This window comes from Pseudomonas sp. W17, from assembly GCF_040268305.1.
Taxonomy (GTDB): Bacteria; Pseudomonadota; Gammaproteobacteria; order Pseudomonadales; family Pseudomonadaceae; genus Aquipseudomonas; species Aquipseudomonas protegens.
Genome location: NZ_CP158490.1, coordinates 793013 through 808595 on the forward strand (window position 1 = coordinate 793013; position 15583 = coordinate 808595).

At 65.0% G+C, this 15583-nt stretch carries 15 protein-coding genes; 5 read left to right on the top strand and 10 right to left on the bottom strand.

The window, feature by feature from the left end:
* Window positions 1-32 precede the first annotated feature (32 nt).
* Together ABCR88_RS03505 and ABCR88_RS03510 are read left to right on the top strand one after the other, a co-directional pair.
* Window positions 33-590: a DUF4136 domain-containing protein gene (locus ABCR88_RS03505; protein WP_053156174.1), complete on the top strand. Its 558-nt coding sequence runs from the start codon at window positions 33-35 to the stop codon at window positions 588-590.
* Window positions 591-748: 158 nt separating this feature from the next.
* On the top strand, window positions 749-2743 hold the full coding sequence (locus ABCR88_RS03510) for a pilus assembly protein TadG-related protein (RefSeq protein ID WP_350404124.1): 1995 nt from the start codon (window positions 749-751) through the stop codon (window positions 2741-2743).
* Here the strand turns inward: ABCR88_RS03510 and ABCR88_RS03515 are convergent.
* Window positions 2728-5496 carry an ATP-binding protein gene (locus tag ABCR88_RS03515; protein WP_350404126.1) on the bottom strand — a complete coding sequence of 923 codons (2769 nt, stop codon included), beginning with the start codon at window positions 5494-5496 and terminating at the stop codon, window positions 2728-2730. The two genes, ABCR88_RS03510 and ABCR88_RS03515, sit on opposite strands and share 16 nt — an antisense overlap.
* A complete protein-coding gene (locus tag ABCR88_RS03520) occupies window positions 5493-5930 on the bottom strand; it encodes a TadE/TadG family type IV pilus assembly protein (protein ID WP_015634006.1) in 438 nt (145 codons plus the stop codon). Before ABCR88_RS03520 ends, ABCR88_RS03515 begins: the two co-directional genes overlap by 4 nt.
* Window positions 5931-6004: 74 nt before the next feature.
* Here ABCR88_RS03520 and ABCR88_RS03525 point away from each other — a divergent pair, with 74 nt between their 5' ends.
* Both ABCR88_RS03525 and ABCR88_RS03530 read left to right on the top strand, forming a co-directional pair.
* Window positions 6005-6472, top strand: a complete 468-nt coding sequence (locus ABCR88_RS03525; protein ID WP_015634007.1) for a prepilin peptidase — start codon at window positions 6005-6007, stop codon at window positions 6470-6472.
* A gap of 126 nt (window positions 6473-6598) precedes the next feature.
* Window positions 6599-7390 (top strand): response regulator transcription factor, encoded by a 792-nt coding sequence (locus ABCR88_RS03530; RefSeq protein WP_047283763.1) that lies wholly within the window; start codon window positions 6599-6601, stop codon window positions 7388-7390.
* Between the two features lie 43 nt (window positions 7391-7433).
* Here the strand turns inward: ABCR88_RS03530 and ABCR88_RS03535 are convergent, their stop codons facing one another.
* Genes ABCR88_RS03535 through cpaB form a run of 8 tightly spaced genes read right to left on the bottom strand, consistent with a single transcriptional unit; the run spans window position 7434 to window position 14896 of the window.
* The gene (locus ABCR88_RS03535) at window positions 7434-7703 is read right to left on the bottom strand and encodes a DUF3613 domain-containing protein (RefSeq protein ID WP_232644083.1); all 270 of its coding nucleotides are present in this window, start codon (window positions 7701-7703) and stop codon (window positions 7434-7436) included.
* Window positions 7703-8437, bottom strand: coding sequence for a tetratricopeptide repeat protein (locus ABCR88_RS03540; protein ID WP_350404129.1), 735 nt, complete (start codon window positions 8435-8437; stop codon window positions 7703-7705). The genes ABCR88_RS03535 and ABCR88_RS03540 overlap by 1 nt, the downstream gene beginning before the upstream one ends.
* Before the next feature lie 11 nt (window positions 8438-8448).
* Window positions 8449-9333, bottom strand: coding sequence for a type II secretion system F family protein (locus ABCR88_RS03545; protein ID WP_232644085.1), 885 nt, complete (start codon window positions 9331-9333; stop codon window positions 8449-8451).
* A gap of 1 nt (window position 9334) precedes the next feature.
* Window positions 9335-10216, bottom strand: coding sequence for a type II secretion system F family protein (locus ABCR88_RS03550; RefSeq protein WP_350404131.1), 882 nt, complete (start codon window positions 10214-10216; stop codon window positions 9335-9337).
* Window positions 10217-10232: 16 nt separating this feature from the next.
* Entirely contained in the window at window positions 10233-11507 is a 1275-nt protein-coding gene (locus ABCR88_RS03555) for a CpaF family protein (protein WP_011059064.1), read from the bottom strand.
* Window positions 11504-12691 (bottom strand): pilus assembly protein, encoded by a 1188-nt coding sequence (locus tag ABCR88_RS03560; RefSeq protein ID WP_232644087.1) that lies wholly within the window; start codon window positions 12689-12691, stop codon window positions 11504-11506. The genes ABCR88_RS03555 and ABCR88_RS03560 overlap by 4 nt, the downstream gene beginning before the upstream one ends.
* A complete protein-coding gene (locus ABCR88_RS03565) occupies window positions 12688-13941 on the bottom strand; it encodes a type II and III secretion system protein family protein (protein WP_350404133.1) in 1254 nt (417 codons plus the stop codon). The genes ABCR88_RS03560 and ABCR88_RS03565 overlap by 4 nt, the downstream gene beginning before the upstream one ends.
* A gap of 19 nt (window positions 13942-13960) precedes the next feature.
* On the bottom strand, window positions 13961-14896 hold the full coding sequence (gene cpaB / locus ABCR88_RS03570; protein ID WP_236185670.1) for a Flp pilus assembly protein CpaB: 936 nt from the start codon (window positions 14894-14896) through the stop codon (window positions 13961-13963).
* A gap of 327 nt (window positions 14897-15223) precedes the next feature.
* On the opposite strand from cpaB, the gene ABCR88_RS03575 reads away from it, so the two are divergent.
* Complete coding sequence (locus ABCR88_RS03575) at window positions 15224-15430, top strand: Flp family type IVb pilin (protein WP_041115747.1); 207 nt, start codon at window positions 15224-15226, stop codon at window positions 15428-15430.
* The last annotated feature ends 153 nt before the right edge of the window (window positions 15431-15583 follow it).

A 15583-nucleotide genomic window follows, 5' to 3' on the forward strand; every position in this document is an offset into this window, starting at 1 on the left:
CACCGGTTTTTGTCTTCAAGCGGAGAAACAGCATGTTCCATCGAATCGCTCTACTGGTGTGTGCCGCCTTGCTCAGTGCCTGCGCCGCCAACCAGGTCAATCATGACTTCGACGCCAGCCGGGACTTTGGCGCCTACCGCAGTTGGAACTGGAAAGAACCCGCCCTGCAATACCGGCCGGATGATCCACGGATCAAGAGCGACTTGACCGAACAGCGCATCCGCCAGGCGGTGGCCGAGCAACTGGACCAGCGCGGCCTGCGTCCGGCCCAGGGTGGTGCCCGGGCCGACCTGAATGTGCAGGCGTACCTGATCGTCGAGGACCGCCAGCAGCAGGTCACCACCAACTATGGCGGCGGTTGGGGCGGCCCGTGGAATGGCTACTGGGGCGGGCCGATGTACAACGAAACCCGCAACATCACCTATAAGGTGGCAACCATCCAGATCGACCTGCTGGACGGCAAGGACGGCAAGCTGGTGTGGCGCGGCAGCGACGAGCAGATGCTCAGCAGCTCGCCCAACCCGGCAGATCGCAGCGCCGCGGTCCGCACCACGGTGACGCGTATCCTGCAGAACTACCCGCCCCACTGAAACCTTCGACCGGGCAGGGCGGCACAGGCGTGTGGCCTTGCCTGCTGCCGCCAGTCCGGCGACCCCGCGCCCCGGCCGGCGCCTGCCACGGCCTTTGACTACACTGCTTTCATCGATGGAGATAGCGCTCGGCTGCGAGCCGGTAAAGGAGTGCCCCGATGTCTCCCCTGAAGCGGTTTTACGGCCCGGCTCGTCAGCGCGGGGCCATTGGCCTGATGGCGGCGGTGACCTTCGGCCTGGCGTTGTTGCTGATGTTGCTGGTAGTGGACAGCGGTCGGCTCTACATGGAACAGCGCAAGTTGCAACGGGTGGCGGACAACGCCGCGCTGGAGGCCGTCAGCCGTGGCGGCACCTGCCAGGCCGGCCTGACGGCCGCCGCCTACGCCGGCCAGAACGCCACCCGCAACGGCTTCACCGTAGCCACCGGCAGTAGCCTGAGCACTTCCTGCGGTTCCCTGACCACCGGGGCCAACGGCCTGCGGACCTTCACTGCCAACCCTGCACAAGCGGTGGCGATACGGGTGATCGCCACCCATACCGTGCCCATCAGCGTGGCATCGGGGGTGGCGGCCCTGTTCACACCGGGGCCGATCAACCTCACCACCCAGCTCAGCGCCACGGCCGTGGCTGCTGCGCCGACGCCCACCGTGGCGCAGTTGAGCATTCGCAGCACCCTGGGCACCGTCAGTACCGCGCAATCGAGCATTCTCAACCCACTGGTGGGCGGGATGCTGGGGGGCAGCCTGAGCCTCAGCGCGGTGGGCTGGAACGGTTTGCTCAACACCAACATCAACCTGCTGAGCTACCTCAACCAACTGGCGATCAATCTGGGGGTGGCCGCTGGCAATTACACCCAGTTGCTCAACACCACCACCAGCGTGACGCAACTGATCCAGGCGGCGATCACCGTGGTCCAGGCCAATGGCGCCACCGCCGACATCCTGACCGCCCTGGGCAACCTGCAGGTTGCCGCGATCAATGCCGCGCCCTTGAAACTGGGAGATATCCTGCAGTTGCAGACCGGCCTGCCCAGCACCGCCCTGGATGCCAACCTGCAACTGTTCCAGCTGTTGCAGGCGGTGATCCAGTTGTCCAACAGCAACAGCGCGGTGGCGGCGACCTTGCCGATCAATGTGCTGGGGCTGGCCAATATCACGGTGCAGGCCAAGGTCATCGAGCCGCCGCAGTTGTCGGCCATCGGCAATCCGGCGCTGGCCAAGGCCGATCCCATGGGCGCCAACCGGATCTATGTACGCACTGCGCAGGTACGGACCCTAGTGCGGGTCAATCTGTCCCTGCCGCTGGTTTCCGGGTTGAGCACCGCGGTGGGCAACCTGGTGGCGCCGCTGACCCCGGTGTTGAACAGCCTGCTGAGCCTGAACCTGGTGGCGACGCTGGGTTCGGCGTTATGCCTGCTGGGGGCGGGGTGCGAACAGCTATACCCGGCCATCGCCTCCTCATCGGAGATCGACCTGAGCCTGGACGCGGGGGGCGCGATTGCCTATGTCACCGACTACAGCTGCCCGGTGAACAACAGGGGGACCAAGAGCCTGACCGCCCATGCCATCAGTTCCATCGCCGACTTGAAGGTCGGCCAGATCGACCCGGCCAATGCCTTTTCGTCTGCCGCCGAGCCCGTGGTGAAGCCGTTGCCGCTGGTGGACCTGGGCATACGCACCTGCTACCAGTTCCTGGTCCTGCCGGGGCGTTGCGACCCGGTGGTGCACTACGCGGGCGGCGGCATCGCGGTGATGGTCAACACCAGCGTGGCGCAGAATACCCAGGACCTGGTGTTCTCCAGCTCGGCGTCGCCGTTTCCGATACCGCCCAACGTCAACCAGACCCCGACTTACCAGACGGCGGCCCCGACCACGAACATCGTCAACAGCCTGGCGGGCACCCTGGCCGGCATCAACCTGATCGTCTACAAGCCGGTCAACAACAACCCGCTGGGGGCCATTGTCACGGGGCTGGCTTCGGCCATCAGCGGGGTCAGCAACCTGCTCACGCCGTTGATCACCGGGCTCCTGAGCCCGCTGCTGGACCCTCTGCTGAACAACCTGCTGTCGGGGCTGGGGATCAACCTGATGGACGTGGAAGTAGGGGCCAACCTCACCTGCGGGCAGACCGGCAAAGCCTACCTGGTGATCTGATCTGCCTCGGCGATCGGCAGTTCGATGCAGAAGCGCGCGCCGTCCTGGCTGTTGCTGACGCTCAGGCGGCCCCCCATGTTCTGCACGATGCCATAGCTCACCGACAGCCCGAGCCCGGTGCCGATGCCCACCGGCTTGGTGGTGAAGAACGGCTCGAAGATCCGCTCCAGCAGGCGCGGGTCGATGCCGCCACCATTGTCCTCGACCCACAGGCGCACCCACTGCTCGTCGCGCTGGCCGTACACGGCGATCCAGGGTTTGAAGTCGTGCTGCTTTTCCTGTTTGCCCAGCAGGGCGTCCCGGGCATTGACCAGCAGGTTGATCAATACCTGCTCCAACTGGTCGACAAACCCCAGCACCTGGACCTCGAACCCCAGCTCGCTGATCCGCAACTCCAGCCCCTTGCCTCGCATGCCTTCGGCCAGCAGCGAGAGGGTGCCTTCGATGGCGTGGGCCGGGTTGAACGGCTGCTGTTCCACTTCCGAGCGCCGGCCGAACACCCGCATGTGGTCCACCACCCGGGCCGCACGCTGGACCTGGGCGTCGATGCGCTTGAGCTTGTCGGTGAGGTAGTCGATCTGCACGTCGCCATTGCCCAGGCGCTTGAGCACGTTGACGATGGCCATGCGCATCACGTTGAGCGGCTGGTTGATCTCGTGGGCAAGCCCGGTGGCCATTTCCCCCAGGGTGGCCATTTTCGCGCTTTGCGTGAGCTGCTGCTGGGCGCGCCGGACTTCGGTGTTGTCGCGGCCCACGGCCTGGATTTCCAGCAGTTGCCCTTGTTCATCGAACACTCCGCGATCCGACCACACCCACCAGGCATGTTCGCGCCCGGGCAATTGCAGGTTGATCTCGGCGGTGCTCACGGGATATTCCGGGCTCAACAGCTTGAGCCGGCGCTCGAAGCCTTCACGCTGTTCGGCGGAGAGCCACTGCCCCAGGTTGCTGCCCGGCAGTTCCTCAGGGGCGCATTCCAGGTAGGCCGCCAGCGGCCGGTTGCCAAAGGTCAGGGTCAGGTCCGGGCGATAGCGGCAAATCATCGCCGGCGAATCTTCCACCAGGATCCGATAGCGCTCTTCGCTCTGGCGCACCTGCTCGGCGGCCAGGGTTGCCTCGGTGACGTCCAGCCACAGGCCGACGGCTTCCACCGGCAACCCCAGGTCGTCGCGCAGCAGCTTGGCTTCGTCCAGCACCCAGTGGTATGCACCGTGGCGATCGCGCAGCCGATAGCGGGTATGCACACTGCCTTCGCGCAGCAACTGGCGGCAGCGCTGGAAATACAGGTCGCGGTCGTCGGGGTGCACCCACTCCGCCAGGGGCCGCGCCGTGCAGTCCGCCAGGCTCCAGCCCAGCAGGGGTTGCAGGCTGGCGCTGAAAAAGCTCGGCTGCAAGGCGCCTTCCTGGTAATGCTGGACGTAGATCACCGCCGGTGAACTGGCGATCAGGTTGTCCAGCCGGGCATGGGCGGCGGCGGCCTGCTGCTGTTGGTTCTTGATGTCGCTGATGTCCAGCATGAAACCCACCAGGCGTTGGCTTTCCCCTCGGCCCAGGGCCTGGCCCTGCAAGCGATACCAGCGCTGGGGGGCGCTGGGGTCGGGCTCGTGCAGGCGCACATTGAGCAGCAGCGGCTTGCCCAGTTTCAGTTCCTGCAGGCGGCTGCTGAGTTCGCCGCGGTCGGCGGAATGAATCAGTTCCAGCCAGGCCTGCACGCTCAGGCGGCCGCCATCCTCGGGCAGGTGCAGGCTGGCGGCCAGGCGGCTGGCCAGCAGTATTTCGGCGGTGTCCGGGCACAGCTCCCACCAGCCGGCGCCCAGCAGCCCTTGGAGGGCCTCCAGGCGTTCCAGGTGCAGGTGATGGCGATGCTCCCGCAGGCGACTGAGCAAGGGCCCGGCCAGGGCTGCGGCGAGCATCAGCCAGTCGCGATCCAGCAGGTACGGGGCATGCTGCTGGACCGCGTAGCAGCCGCACAAGAGCCAGGCGGCGACGCCGTGATCATCCCGGTACGGCACCAGGAAGCCTTCGCGATGGCCGAAGATACCTTGCAGCCGCGGGTGTTCGTTGAGGCCCTGGATCTGGTTCAGGTGCTGAGGGGTGTTGCCGCTCAGGCTGTCCAGGCCGGCCCCCAGGGCCTGGCCTTCCTGCCACAGGCGCGGGGCGTCATGGGCGCTGTAGCAGCTGTGGATCACCCAGCCCTGCTCCTGCTCGTCGAGCAGGGCCAGGCCGAGACAGGGAATGTGCCAATAGCGGGCCAGGTCGGTGAGTTGGTCGTGGAGCACGTCCGGCAGGCGGGTCAGGTTGCACAGGCGCAACTGTTCGCTGGCCTGGGCGGCAAACACCCGGCACTGCTCGCGCCCCAGGGCCTGTTGCCGCTGCTGGACCAGGTCGCCGATATCCAGCAGTTGCAGGTGCCATTCCTGCCCCCAGCGCTGGACCCAGCCGCGCAGGTGCAGGGGCTGGCCGCCGGCGCCGCGCAGGTCCAGGTCCAGCACCTGGCCGCTCCAGTCGGCAGGGCCGCCCTCAAGGGCCAGGACGCTGCCGGGCAATACGTAGTCCAGCAGGAGCGGTGGCTCGCGGGAGGGGGGCAGCTGGATCAGGCTGTGGCGCAGCGGGCCGTGGCTGGTGAGGATGCGCCCCTGTTGATCGAGCACCAGTTGCAGGCCCACCGCCTGGGGCGGCAGCGGGCTGTGCGGCTGTGCGGCGGGAAGCGCCTGGCGGCCCAGTAGACGTCCGAGCAGCTTGTCGCCAGAGGTCAAAATTGCAGACTCGAGCTAGCGGTCAGGGAGGTGGGCAGGCTGGGTACCGGGCCGATTCCTGGCAGCACCAGCCGCGGCAGCACCTGGTTCAGCTTGCTGGTGGGGTAGTTCACCGAGACCGTCAGCACCCCGGCGCTGTACACCGCGCTGTAGTCGGTGGCGGCGAAGTTGAAGGGCGGGGGAATCCACTGAGTCTGGGTCTGCACCACGCTGTTGGCGAGGTTCTGCACCGTGGTGGCGTAGTTCGGGGTATTGGGGTCGACCATCACCGCGCGACGCACCGCTTCGGCAGTGGCCTGGTGGAACGACTGCATCATCAGCAGCGGCAGGCTGTAGCTGACAAGACCGTAGAACACCGCGAAAAAGATCACGAACACCGCGGCGAATTCGATCGCCACAGCGCCTTTCTGCTTTCTAGGGAGGCCCGGTTTCATGAGTGCGTCTACCCTGACAACCACTATGTCCATTGAGCATAGGACCATTCCGGCAAAAGGGACCGTTCTGGCTGATGCATTTCTGGGTTTTGTGGGTCTGGTTGGCAATCTGTGCGCTGCAGGATTTGCGTCAGCGGCATATTGCCAATGGCTTGACTCTTGGCGCCGCGCTCTTGGCGACGGTCTACCTGCTGTGGAACGGCACCACCTGGCTGGGGGCCGGCGCGAGCCAGGGCGGTTGGGCGTTGTTGCTGGCGTTGCTGTTCACCTTGCCCGGCTACGCCAGCGGACGAATGGGCGCCGGCGACGTCAAGTTGATGGCGGCCCTGGGGCTGGCCTCCGGCCCTCTGTATCTGCTGGGGACGTTCATCGCCGCCGGTCTGTGCAGCCTGCTTTGGCTGCTTGTGCTCAGGCTCTGGCCCCAGCAGAAACAAGCACTTGATACCCCCGTGGCAGGGCGCGCTGGGAGGGGGTCAAAAAAATACCCTTTTGCCCCCTTTGTCCTGGCTGGAATGGTCTTAACTGTGAGCGTGATCCACTAGTCGCCGGACCCATTAATGCTATGTACATAGTCGGAAAGTAGGTCTAGGTTTTAAGTCGTGGCTGCCCGGATCATGCGTGGCAGCACAGGAGTGGCCAATCGGCGATTGGCCCGCACGGAGTAGCACGTGAACAAGCTCACCTCACAGATGAAGGTGCTCGTGGTCGACGATCAGCCCCTGATTGTCGAAGAGCTTTGCGAGTTCCTCGAAAGCAGCGGTTACCGTTGTGTCCCTTGCGAATCCAGCCGCCAGGCGCTGGAGTGCTTCAACAGGGACCCGGAAATTTCCCTGGTGCTCTGCGATCTGCACATGCCCGATATGGACGGCATTCAGCTGGTCCAGGAACTGCAACGGATGGCCGGCAAGCAGCGGGTATTCGAAGCCATCATGCTCACCGGGCAGTCGGACAAGCAGGATGTGATCAAGGCCCTGCGCGCCGGCATCGCCGACTACTACCAGAAGCCCATCGACCTGGACGAACTCCTCGAAGGCCTGCAGCGTCAGGAGGTCGCCTTGCAGGAACGGCAGAAGAACCTGCACCTGGGGCACCTCAACCAGAAGCTGCAGTTTCTTTCCGAATCCATCGATGATCTGTACCAGGACCTGGACAAGGTCCGGCGCAGCCCGGCTACCAGCCGCAGCGAAGAGCCCCGGGGCGAAGGCGCCGGCGAAGGGGATGCCATCGAGATCCCGGCCATCTTCAACCAGCTGTCGCCACGGCAACTGGATGTGGCCCGACTGGTGGGCAAGGGCCAGACCAACTACCAGATTGCCTGCGAGCTGGGGATCACCGAAAACACCGTCAAGCTGTATGTCTCCCAGGTACTGCGTCTGACCCACATGCATAACCGCACACAGCTGGCCCTGGCCCTGTCACCGAGCAATTCCGGGCTGCGCCAGCGGGTGACTGCCCACTGAGCCTGCGGCGGCGAGCCGTTCGCCGCCGGTTGCGGGCTTTCCCCTACTTGGTTTCCACCTTGCCGCCGGCGTCCGGGTCGTACAGGTCCGGGATCTCGTATTTGTATTTCTTCAGCCAGCGCTGCAGCGCCAGTTCGCGTTCGGTGGGCGTGGCCGTCTGAGGCTGTGGGGAGGACGCCAGGTTGCGGTTCTGCAACAGTAGCCAGGCTTCGGTTTCCTGTTGCTGGGGCGAAGCAGGGCCGGCCTCGATGGCCTGGGTGGCCAGGGGCAGCGCCAGCAGGGCAGTGCAATAGAACATCGGCAGTTTCATCATCAGCGCTCCTTGGCGGGTGCGGCGTCTGGCTGCAAGGTGGTAGCGCCACTGGCGACCTGGGTCACCTTGGCGCGCGGGGCGGTCGGGGCCTTGAGCTCCTCGGCGCGGGCCTGGGCCTGGGCGAACTGCTGCGGGTTCAGGCTCGCCTGGCTGACCACTTGCGCGGCCTGCTGCCAGTTGTCCTGGTAGAGCAACAGGGTCACCAGGTTGATGGCCGCCAGGGGCTCGGACTGTTTGAGCTCGATGGCGGTGAGGAACTCGAAGCGCGCATCCTCGATGCGCAACTGGTTGAGGTAGACCACCCCCAGGTCATTGCGGATTCTTTCATTGGTCGGCGCCAGGCGCGCGGCCCGTTGCAGGTGCGCCTGGGCCTGGCCGTTGTCGCCCCTGGCCGCCGCCAACTGCCCCAGGCCGTGCTCGCCTTCGGCCGCCAGGCACGAGCCCAGCAGGCTGCGGTACAAGGGTTCGGCCTCACTGCGGCCCAGCAACCGATAGACTCGCGCCTTGCGTACGCGCACCTCGGCGAGGTTGTCCGGCAGGTTCTGCAGGTTGGCCAGGCTGGCGTGCAGCTTGCCATTGGTGGCCATTTCGTCGGCGAGGTTCATTGCCAGTTCCTGCTCGGAGCTGAGCTTGGCGCAACTGCTGGAGTTGGTCAGGGCCGCCCAGGGCGTCTGGCTGTTGCTGGCGCACCCTCCGAGCAGCAACAGGCTGGCAACGACAATCATGGTTTTCATCAGGTTCCCTCTTAAGAAGCGAAGGCCCGGGCGATGGCGGTGAAGCCTGGCCCGGCCAGCACGATCAACAGGGCGGGGAAGAGAAACAGCATCATCACCACCGACATTTTTGCGGACATTTTCGAGATGTATTCCTGCAGGCGCGTCAGGCGCCGGTCGTCCAGCAGTTGCTTGAGCGCCTGCAGCGATTTCATAGCCCCGCCGCCCTGCAGGATCAGTTGCTGGAGAATCACGCAGGTGTCGGTGAACTCGTCCACCGCCAGCAGGGTGGCGGTCTGGTTGAGTTCATGGCCCAGCTCCAGCCCCGAGTCGACACGGGCCAGGATCAGGCGCAGTTCGTGGGTCAGTTCCGGCAGCAGCTTTTGCGCTTCGCTGCTCAGTACGCGCAACGCCTGTTCCACTGCCATGCCCGACTCGAACAGGATGCGCAGCAGGGGAATGAAGGTCGAGATCTCCAGGGCGATGTGCTTCTGCCGGCGCTTGGCGGCGTAGGCCAGCGCGCGCTTGGGCAGCAGGTAGCCGGCACCGAGTGCCAGCATGGGTACCAGCCACTTGCTCTGGGCCTGGGGAAAGGCCACTTCCTGGATGAAGATCACCAGGCACACGGCCAGCACCGGTGTGGCGATCTGGCTGGCGGCGAACAGTGAGCGCTCTCTGGCGCGGCGCCAGCCCAGACGGTTGAGCAGGGTCTGGGTTTCACTGTCCATGCTCACCGCGCGCTGCCCGAAGCGGCTGTCGCCCAGCAGTCGCAGCCAGTTGCCCAGGCGGCTGTCGCGGGTCATGTTGCCCTGCAAGCGCTGGGCGATCTGGCGCTCGCGCCGGCGCTGTTCCAGCACACCGTTGCCAAGCAGCAGCAACGCTCCGAGAAACATCAGTACAGCGGCCAGAACCAGCATTTCAGATGCTCCTCAACATGCGCCAAAGGGCCAGGCAGCCGAAGATCTGCAGGCACACCGCGGTGATCAGCATTTTCTGCCCCGCGGAGTCGTGCCACATGCCCAGCATGTAGCCCGGGTTGGTCAGCATGAAGTAGCCCACCAGCAACAGCGGCAGGGTTCCCAGGACCCAGGCGGTCATGCGGGTTTCCCCGGTCATCGCGCTCAGTTGCCGCGCCCCTTGCTCGCGCTCGCGGATCAGCTTGATCAGGTTTTCCAGCAACTCGCTGGCGTTGCCGCCGTAGCGATGATTGACCTTCAGGCCCAGGGCGAACATGCGCAGTTCGTCCTGCTCGTAGAACTCGGCAAAATCGCTGACCGCGTCCGGCAGGTTGACCCCCAGTTGCACGTTGCGCTGGATGCGGCCCATGGCGTTCTTCAGCGGGTCGTTGCTGGCCTCGATGGCACCCAGCACGGCGTCCGCCAGGGTACGCCCGGACTTCAGGCTGCGCACGCTGTGATCGAGCAAGGCCGGCAGTTGTTCGATCATGCGCTTGAGCCGGCGCTGATACAGCCAGGCGATATACAGCCGCAGCAGCAGGGGTGGCAGGAGGATGCCGCCCAACAGGCCGAGCCAGCTCGCCAGCACATAGGCCAGCAGCATCAGCACCACCCACACCGCCAGCCACAGGCCCAGGCGCTCGCTGGGCTGGCCCTGGCCGGCCCGGGCGAACGCGCGCTCCAGGCCACCCCAGGAGGTGCGTTGTGGCGTCAGGTCGGGCTGCCCTTCGGCCAGGCGGTTGAGCACTCGTTCCCGCTCGGTCTTGCGCACGCCGTGGTAGAACAGCCAGCCGGAAAGCCCCAGCAGAAGCAGGCAGATCAAGGTAAACAGCAGACCGATCATGGGCCACCTCGCCGGTTCAATTGACGCCCAGCCCGCTTTCGCGGCGCAGTTTGTCACCCGCAGGGTTCATCGCCTCGCGCAGGAAGCCGAAGCCGGTCCGACGATCCAGGCGGAACAGGGTATTGGTGACGTAGATGTCGTCACGTATGCCCACCACTTCCACGACTTCGCTGACGCAACGCCGGCCATCAGGCATGCGGGTCAACTGGATCACCACATCCAGGGCGGCGCAGATCATCTGCCGCAGGGTGCGCTCGGCGATCTGGCGGCCGGTCAGGCCCACCAGGGTTTCCAGGCGCAGCAGGGCATCCTGGGCATTGTTGGCGTGCACAGTACTCATGGAGCCGTCGTGGCCGGTGTTCATTGCGGTCAGCACGTCCAGTACTTCCACACCACGGATCTCGCCGAGGATGATCCGGTCCGGACGCATCCGCAGGGCGTTGCGGATCAGGTCGCTGGCCTTCACCTCGCCGTGCCCCTCGGCATTGGGCGGGCGGGTTTCCAGGCGGACCACGTGGGGGTGGCCCAGCTGCAGTTCGGCCACATCCTCGATGGTGACCAGCCGTTCATGGGGGTTGATCAACTGGCTGAGGATGTTCAGCAGGGTGGTCTTGCCGGTGCCGGTGCCGCCGCTGATCAGGATGTTGCAGCGCTTGCCCACCGCTTCCTGGATGAATTCGAAGATCGCCAGGTCGATGGTCTGCATGGCAATCAGGTCGCTGCTCTTGAGCATGTCCTTGCGAAACTTTCGAATCGACAGGCAGGGCCCGTCCAGGGCGATGGGCGGGATGATCGCGTTGACCCGGCTGCCGTCCGGCAGGCGCGCATCGACCATCGGCGAGGACTCGTCGAGGCGCCGGCCCAGGGGCGCGAGAATCCGCTGCATCACCCGCTCCACATGGTGGGCGTCGATGAAGCGCAGGTCGCTCTGGTGCAGCACGCCTTCACGTTCGACGAACACCCGGTGCGGGCCGTTCACCAGGATCTCGGTCACCGCCGGATCGCGCAACAGCACTTCCAGGGGGCCGAAGCCGGTCAGTTCGTCGACGATCTCTTCGGCCAGCCGCTCCATTTCATAGCGCGAGATCGCCAGGTGCATGCGCGCGATGTACTCCGCCACCTTGTCGGTGACGAATTGCGAGAGGTTCTGCCGGGAGCTTTCCAGCAGGTTTTTCCCCGACTCTTCGATGGCATCGATGATGTAGCGATGCAGCACCAGCTTCAGGCCTTCGTGGTCGCTATTGCCGGCGCCTGCGCGGGGTGGGGCGCCAAAGAGTTTTTCGCCGCTCATCTGCCCCCCATGATGCGATTGAGCCAGCCGGCCTTGGGCTTGGGCAGGCCCTGGGAGCGTTTCGCCAGCCGCTCGCCCAGGGTACGCAGGCTTTGGGTCAGGGCCTCGCGCGGGGCCAGTTCGAACAGGGTAACGCCCTGGTTCTTGGCGTTCAGGCGCACCTCGGGGCTGTAGGCCAGCACCGCAATCACCTCCAGGCCGAAGGTCTTGCCCAGGGTTTCGGAATCCGGTGCCACGGTGCGCAGGTAGCGGTCGACCAGCAAGCGCGCATGCTCGAGTTTCATGCCTTTTTCACGCCAGTGATTGAGTACGGCCAGGTTGCGCCGGCAGTCGAGCACGTTCTGGTCGGTGCACCACAGCAGCTTGTCGCAATGGCTGACGAAGGTACGCAGGGCCTCGCTGTCCGGCTGGCCGACAAGGTTCACCACAATGTGCTGGAAGTGCTGGCGCAAGGCACTGAGGAGCATGTACAGCTCCGCCGCGCTGGTGTGCTCCAGAGGCGCGTCGTGGCTGGCGTAGGCGAGGATCCGCAGGCCCGCCTCGGCGCTGGTGAAGGCGCTGTCGATCAGTGTGGCATCCAGGCGCCGCAGGTGGCGCAGGGCGTCGCCGAAGTGGAACGAGCTTTCCAGGCCCAGCAGCGCCAGGCTGTCGCCCCGGGGCAGGCCCAGGTCCAGCAGCAGTGTCTGCTGGCCACTCTTCTGCACCACCAGCGCCAAGTGGCTGGCCAGGAGGGCGCCGTCGCTATCGCCCTGGGCGCCATAGAGCACGGTCAGGCCGCCCAGTTGCGTGTTGGGTGTCACTGCCGGCAGGCGTTTGCTTAGACGGCGGACCAGCCCGGCGACTTCACTGGAGCGCGAGCCGTAGGCGACGAAGTCGCGGGCGCCGGCGCGCATGGCATTGAGCACCAGCTGGTTGTCCATGCCATCACCGAGGGCGACGATCGCCAGCATCGGCTTGGCCTCCAGGGCGCCTTCGATCATGGCGGCCTGGGCCACCACGTGTTCGCGATCGAGGCCGACGAACACCAGGTTGGCGAAGGTCACATCCACCAGTGCCAGCAGCTCGTCGAGACTGCCATCGGCACCCACGACCTGGCCCAGGGGCGCCAGGGCGCCTTGCAGCCACTCCAGGTCGGTGCTGTTGCGGGTGATGGCGAGAAACGTTTGGCTCAGGTCCTGGTTCATTGCGACAACCCGCTGCGCTTGTCGAAGTTGCCGTTCTCGAGGAAGAACATGCGGTAGAAGTTCGGGTCGTAGTTGCGCAGCCGTTCGCCGGGCAGGGCCGGCAGCTTGGCGTCGGCGGCCAGGGGCTGGACCAGGTGCGGGGTCACTACCATCAGCAGTTCACGCTCTTCGCGATTGATCGTGGTGTCGCGAAAGAAGGCTCCGAGCACCGGAATGTCCCCCAGCCCTGGAAACTTGTTCACTTGAGAGCTGTTGTTGGTGCTGATCAGGCCGCTGATGACGAAGCTTTCGCCGTCGGCCAGGGAAATGCTGGTATCGGTGCGGCGGATGGTCAGCGCCGGGACTCGGGTCCCGGCAATGGTCACGGCGTTGCTGTAGTCCAGTTCGCTGACCTCCGGGGCAACCTTAAGGGAGATACGCCCGCGATCGACGATGGTGGGCGTGAGGGTCAGGCGGATACCGAACTCCTTGTATTCGATGGTCACGCTGTTGCTGCCGGTGCTGGGCACCGGGATGGGGATTTCGCCCCCGGCCAGGAAGCTTGCGCTCTGGCCGCTGAGGGCCACCAGGGACGGGCGGGCCAGGGTGTAGGCGAAGCCGCTGCCTTCCAGGGCGTTGATCAGGGTCAGCACCCGACCGTTGCCGAAGCCGATGTTGAAGGTGCCGTTGTCCAGCGGGATGTTGGTCCGGCGGCCGCCGAAGGTCGGGGTCACGCTGCCGGAGGTGCCACTGGTAACGGGGGCGGTGCCGGGCGCGCCGAACAGGAAGTTGTGTCCGCGGCCGAAGATGGAAACGCTGGCCTCCTTGAGCTTGGTGCGGCTGACTTCGACAAAGCGGATGTCGGTCTGCACCTGGCTGGGCAGCAGTGGATCGTCACTGGCCCGCAGGCGGCCGGTGCTCATGTCGGCGGTGGCCCGGCCCTGGACAAATACCATGCTCTGGCGTGGGGTACTGGCGCAGGTGGTCCAGACCATCAGGCTGGTGGCGCCGGGCGCCATGCCGGTGAGCAGGAAGGCTCTGTTGCCGGTGGTCTGGACGTCCGCGATCTTGGGGTCGCCCACCGCCAGGCGGGTGATGGCCACCGGAGATTGCAGTTCCTGCTGCAAGCCTTCGCCGATCTCCAGCACTGCGGGCAACGGTGCCAGGTTCGAACAGCCTGCCACCGCCGCAGCCAGGGCCTGGGTGCAGAGCAGCGGGCCCAGGCTCAGGGTCAGCAGTGCGGAGAACAGTGGCATGGAACGACTGCGCATGTAGTGCATCCTTGCTCAATCAGGGAGTTTGTTGAGTGACTTGGTTGCCCCGGATCACTTCCACCGCCGACCGTGCGGCGCCACCTTGGGCGGCCGGTGCGCGCGGGGCGCTGCCCAGGGCAAGTTGAGTGAACTGGAACAGGTTGCTGTTGGCGGCATCGAGGTGCTCGCTGGCTTCTTCGTTGCCGGCCCAGTAATGGGCCAGGCGCTGTTCCTCGCTGCTGCGCACGGCCAGGCGCAGCACACCGACCTGGGTGGCGAGCATCAGCCGGCTCAAGAGTTGTTCGGGGACGGCCAGGACCACCGTGCGCGCATTCAGCCGGCGCTGGTCCTGCTTGAGCTTTTCTTCGTTGCTCAACCCGGGGGAGGCGGGCTGCCCGTCATTGGCCAGGCCCAGCTGTTCGCCCACAGCCAGCACGCGCATGGCGGGCACGGCGATCTGTGCCGACTGCTGCGGGTTGCTGGTGTCCTGGCGTAGGAACAGCACGACATCGACATAGTCCCCTGGGCTCAGTTGTCCGGCGGCGCCGATCACTTCGTCGACCGCGACCGCCAGGGCTCGTTCGTCGCTGTGAATCATCCGCGCCAGGGCGCCGCCGGTACTGAAGCTCTGCTCATTGAGCCAGGTGCCGGCATTCAACTGCCGCCAAGGTGTGCGGCCCACCGCCTGGCTGATGGCGCTGAGGCTGCCGGCCGGCGCGGTGCGCAGTTTTTCCAGCGCCAGATCGGTGGCGGCGAGGGGCACGAAGGGCGGCACATCGCGCACCAGCACGACCACTGGTTGGCGGGTCTGGTCTTCTGCGCTGGTGGTGGCTGGTTCGACGACACTGGGCGCCACGGGTTGAACCGGTGGTGCTGGTTCGGGTTTACGACTGAGTACCAGGCCCCAGTAACCGAAAAACACCGCACCTACCAGAAGAAGTCCGGCCAGACCCATGGTGAGGCGACTGTTCATGAAGGCTCTCCCTTTCCTGCTGCACTACCAGCCCGTGATTCCAAACGAGTTAATTTCGCAATCAGGCAGCTATGAACATGCAACTATTTCGCTATGTGAAGGTAGTAGAGCTAGGACGAAATGCCATTAACTCACCCAAAAATAGCTAACAAAGGTATGAGTCTGTCCACATGGGCAGGTTTTTTGGCGCCTACCTTCCAATTAATACTTAATGACTAATCAGTTCTTACAGTTGCTGGGCCGGCCTTTGTTGACAATGCTCAGGTTGCACCGGGGAATTTGCCCGGTGCTGTTCCAACGGCGCCTTGCGGCGCAAGGAGAGCTAGGATGATTTTTCAATACTTGTTGCTCAGGGCGCGCCAGTTTTTTGACCGCACCGAAGGCGCATCCGCCATCGAGTACGCCATTGTCGTGGCCATGGTGGCCGTTGTGGTCGTGGCGTTCGTCACCCCACTGGGTGATCGTGTTCTGGCCATTTTCAACAACATCCTGACTAACCTCGGAGGCGGCACCGTCACCCGTCCTAACCCTTGAGCATGGAGTGGCCCAGCTGAGCAGCCTCTGGGTTGTGATCGCCCGACTTTCCAGCCATCCGGGTCTCGTGCAGGCCTGCGGTTTGCCTAACCAAAGGCCTGCTGGTGATTGAGGGCCGCCCGGCCGGCTGTGCATTGGCTGCGTTCACCCACT

Excerpts from the sequence above, each read along its gene's own strand:
- cpaB (WP_236185670.1), bottom strand. The coding sequence starts at position 14,896 with ATGAACAGTCGCCTCACCATGGGTCTGGCCGGACTTCTTCTGGTAGGT.
- ABCR88_RS03520 (WP_015634006.1), bottom strand. The coding sequence starts at position 5,930 with ATGAAACCGGGCCTCCCTAGAAAGCAGAAAGGCGCTGTGGCGATCGAA.
- ABCR88_RS03545 (WP_232644085.1), bottom strand. The coding sequence starts at position 9,333 with ATGCTGGTTCTGGCCGCTGTACTGATGTTTCTCGGAGCGTTGCTGCTG.
- ABCR88_RS03540 (WP_350404129.1), bottom strand. The coding sequence starts at position 8,437 with ATGAAAACCATGATTGTCGTTGCCAGCCTGTTGCTGCTCGGAGGGTGC.
- ABCR88_RS03550 (WP_350404131.1), bottom strand. The coding sequence starts at position 10,216 with ATGATCGGTCTGCTGTTTACCTTGATCTGCCTGCTTCTGCTGGGGCTT.
- ABCR88_RS03510 (WP_350404124.1), top strand. The coding sequence starts at position 749 with ATGTCTCCCCTGAAGCGGTTTTACGGCCCGGCTCGTCAGCGCGGGGCC.
- ABCR88_RS03560 (WP_232644087.1), bottom strand. The coding sequence starts at position 12,691 with ATGAACCAGGACCTGAGCCAAACGTTTCTCGCCATCACCCGCAACAGC.
- ABCR88_RS03565 (WP_350404133.1), bottom strand. The coding sequence starts at position 13,941 with ATGCGCAGTCGTTCCATGCCACTGTTCTCCGCACTGCTGACCCTGAGC.
- ABCR88_RS03575 (WP_041115747.1), top strand. The coding sequence starts at position 15,224 with ATGATTTTTCAATACTTGTTGCTCAGGGCGCGCCAGTTTTTTGACCGC.
- ABCR88_RS03505 (WP_053156174.1), top strand. The coding sequence starts at position 33 with ATGTTCCATCGAATCGCTCTACTGGTGTGTGCCGCCTTGCTCAGTGCC.
- ABCR88_RS03555 (WP_011059064.1), bottom strand. The coding sequence starts at position 11,507 with ATGAGCGGCGAAAAACTCTTTGGCGCCCCACCCCGCGCAGGCGCCGGC.
- ABCR88_RS03525 (WP_015634007.1), top strand. The coding sequence starts at position 6,005 with ATGCATTTCTGGGTTTTGTGGGTCTGGTTGGCAATCTGTGCGCTGCAG.
- ABCR88_RS03535 (WP_232644083.1), bottom strand. The coding sequence starts at position 7,703 with ATGATGAAACTGCCGATGTTCTATTGCACTGCCCTGCTGGCGCTGCCC.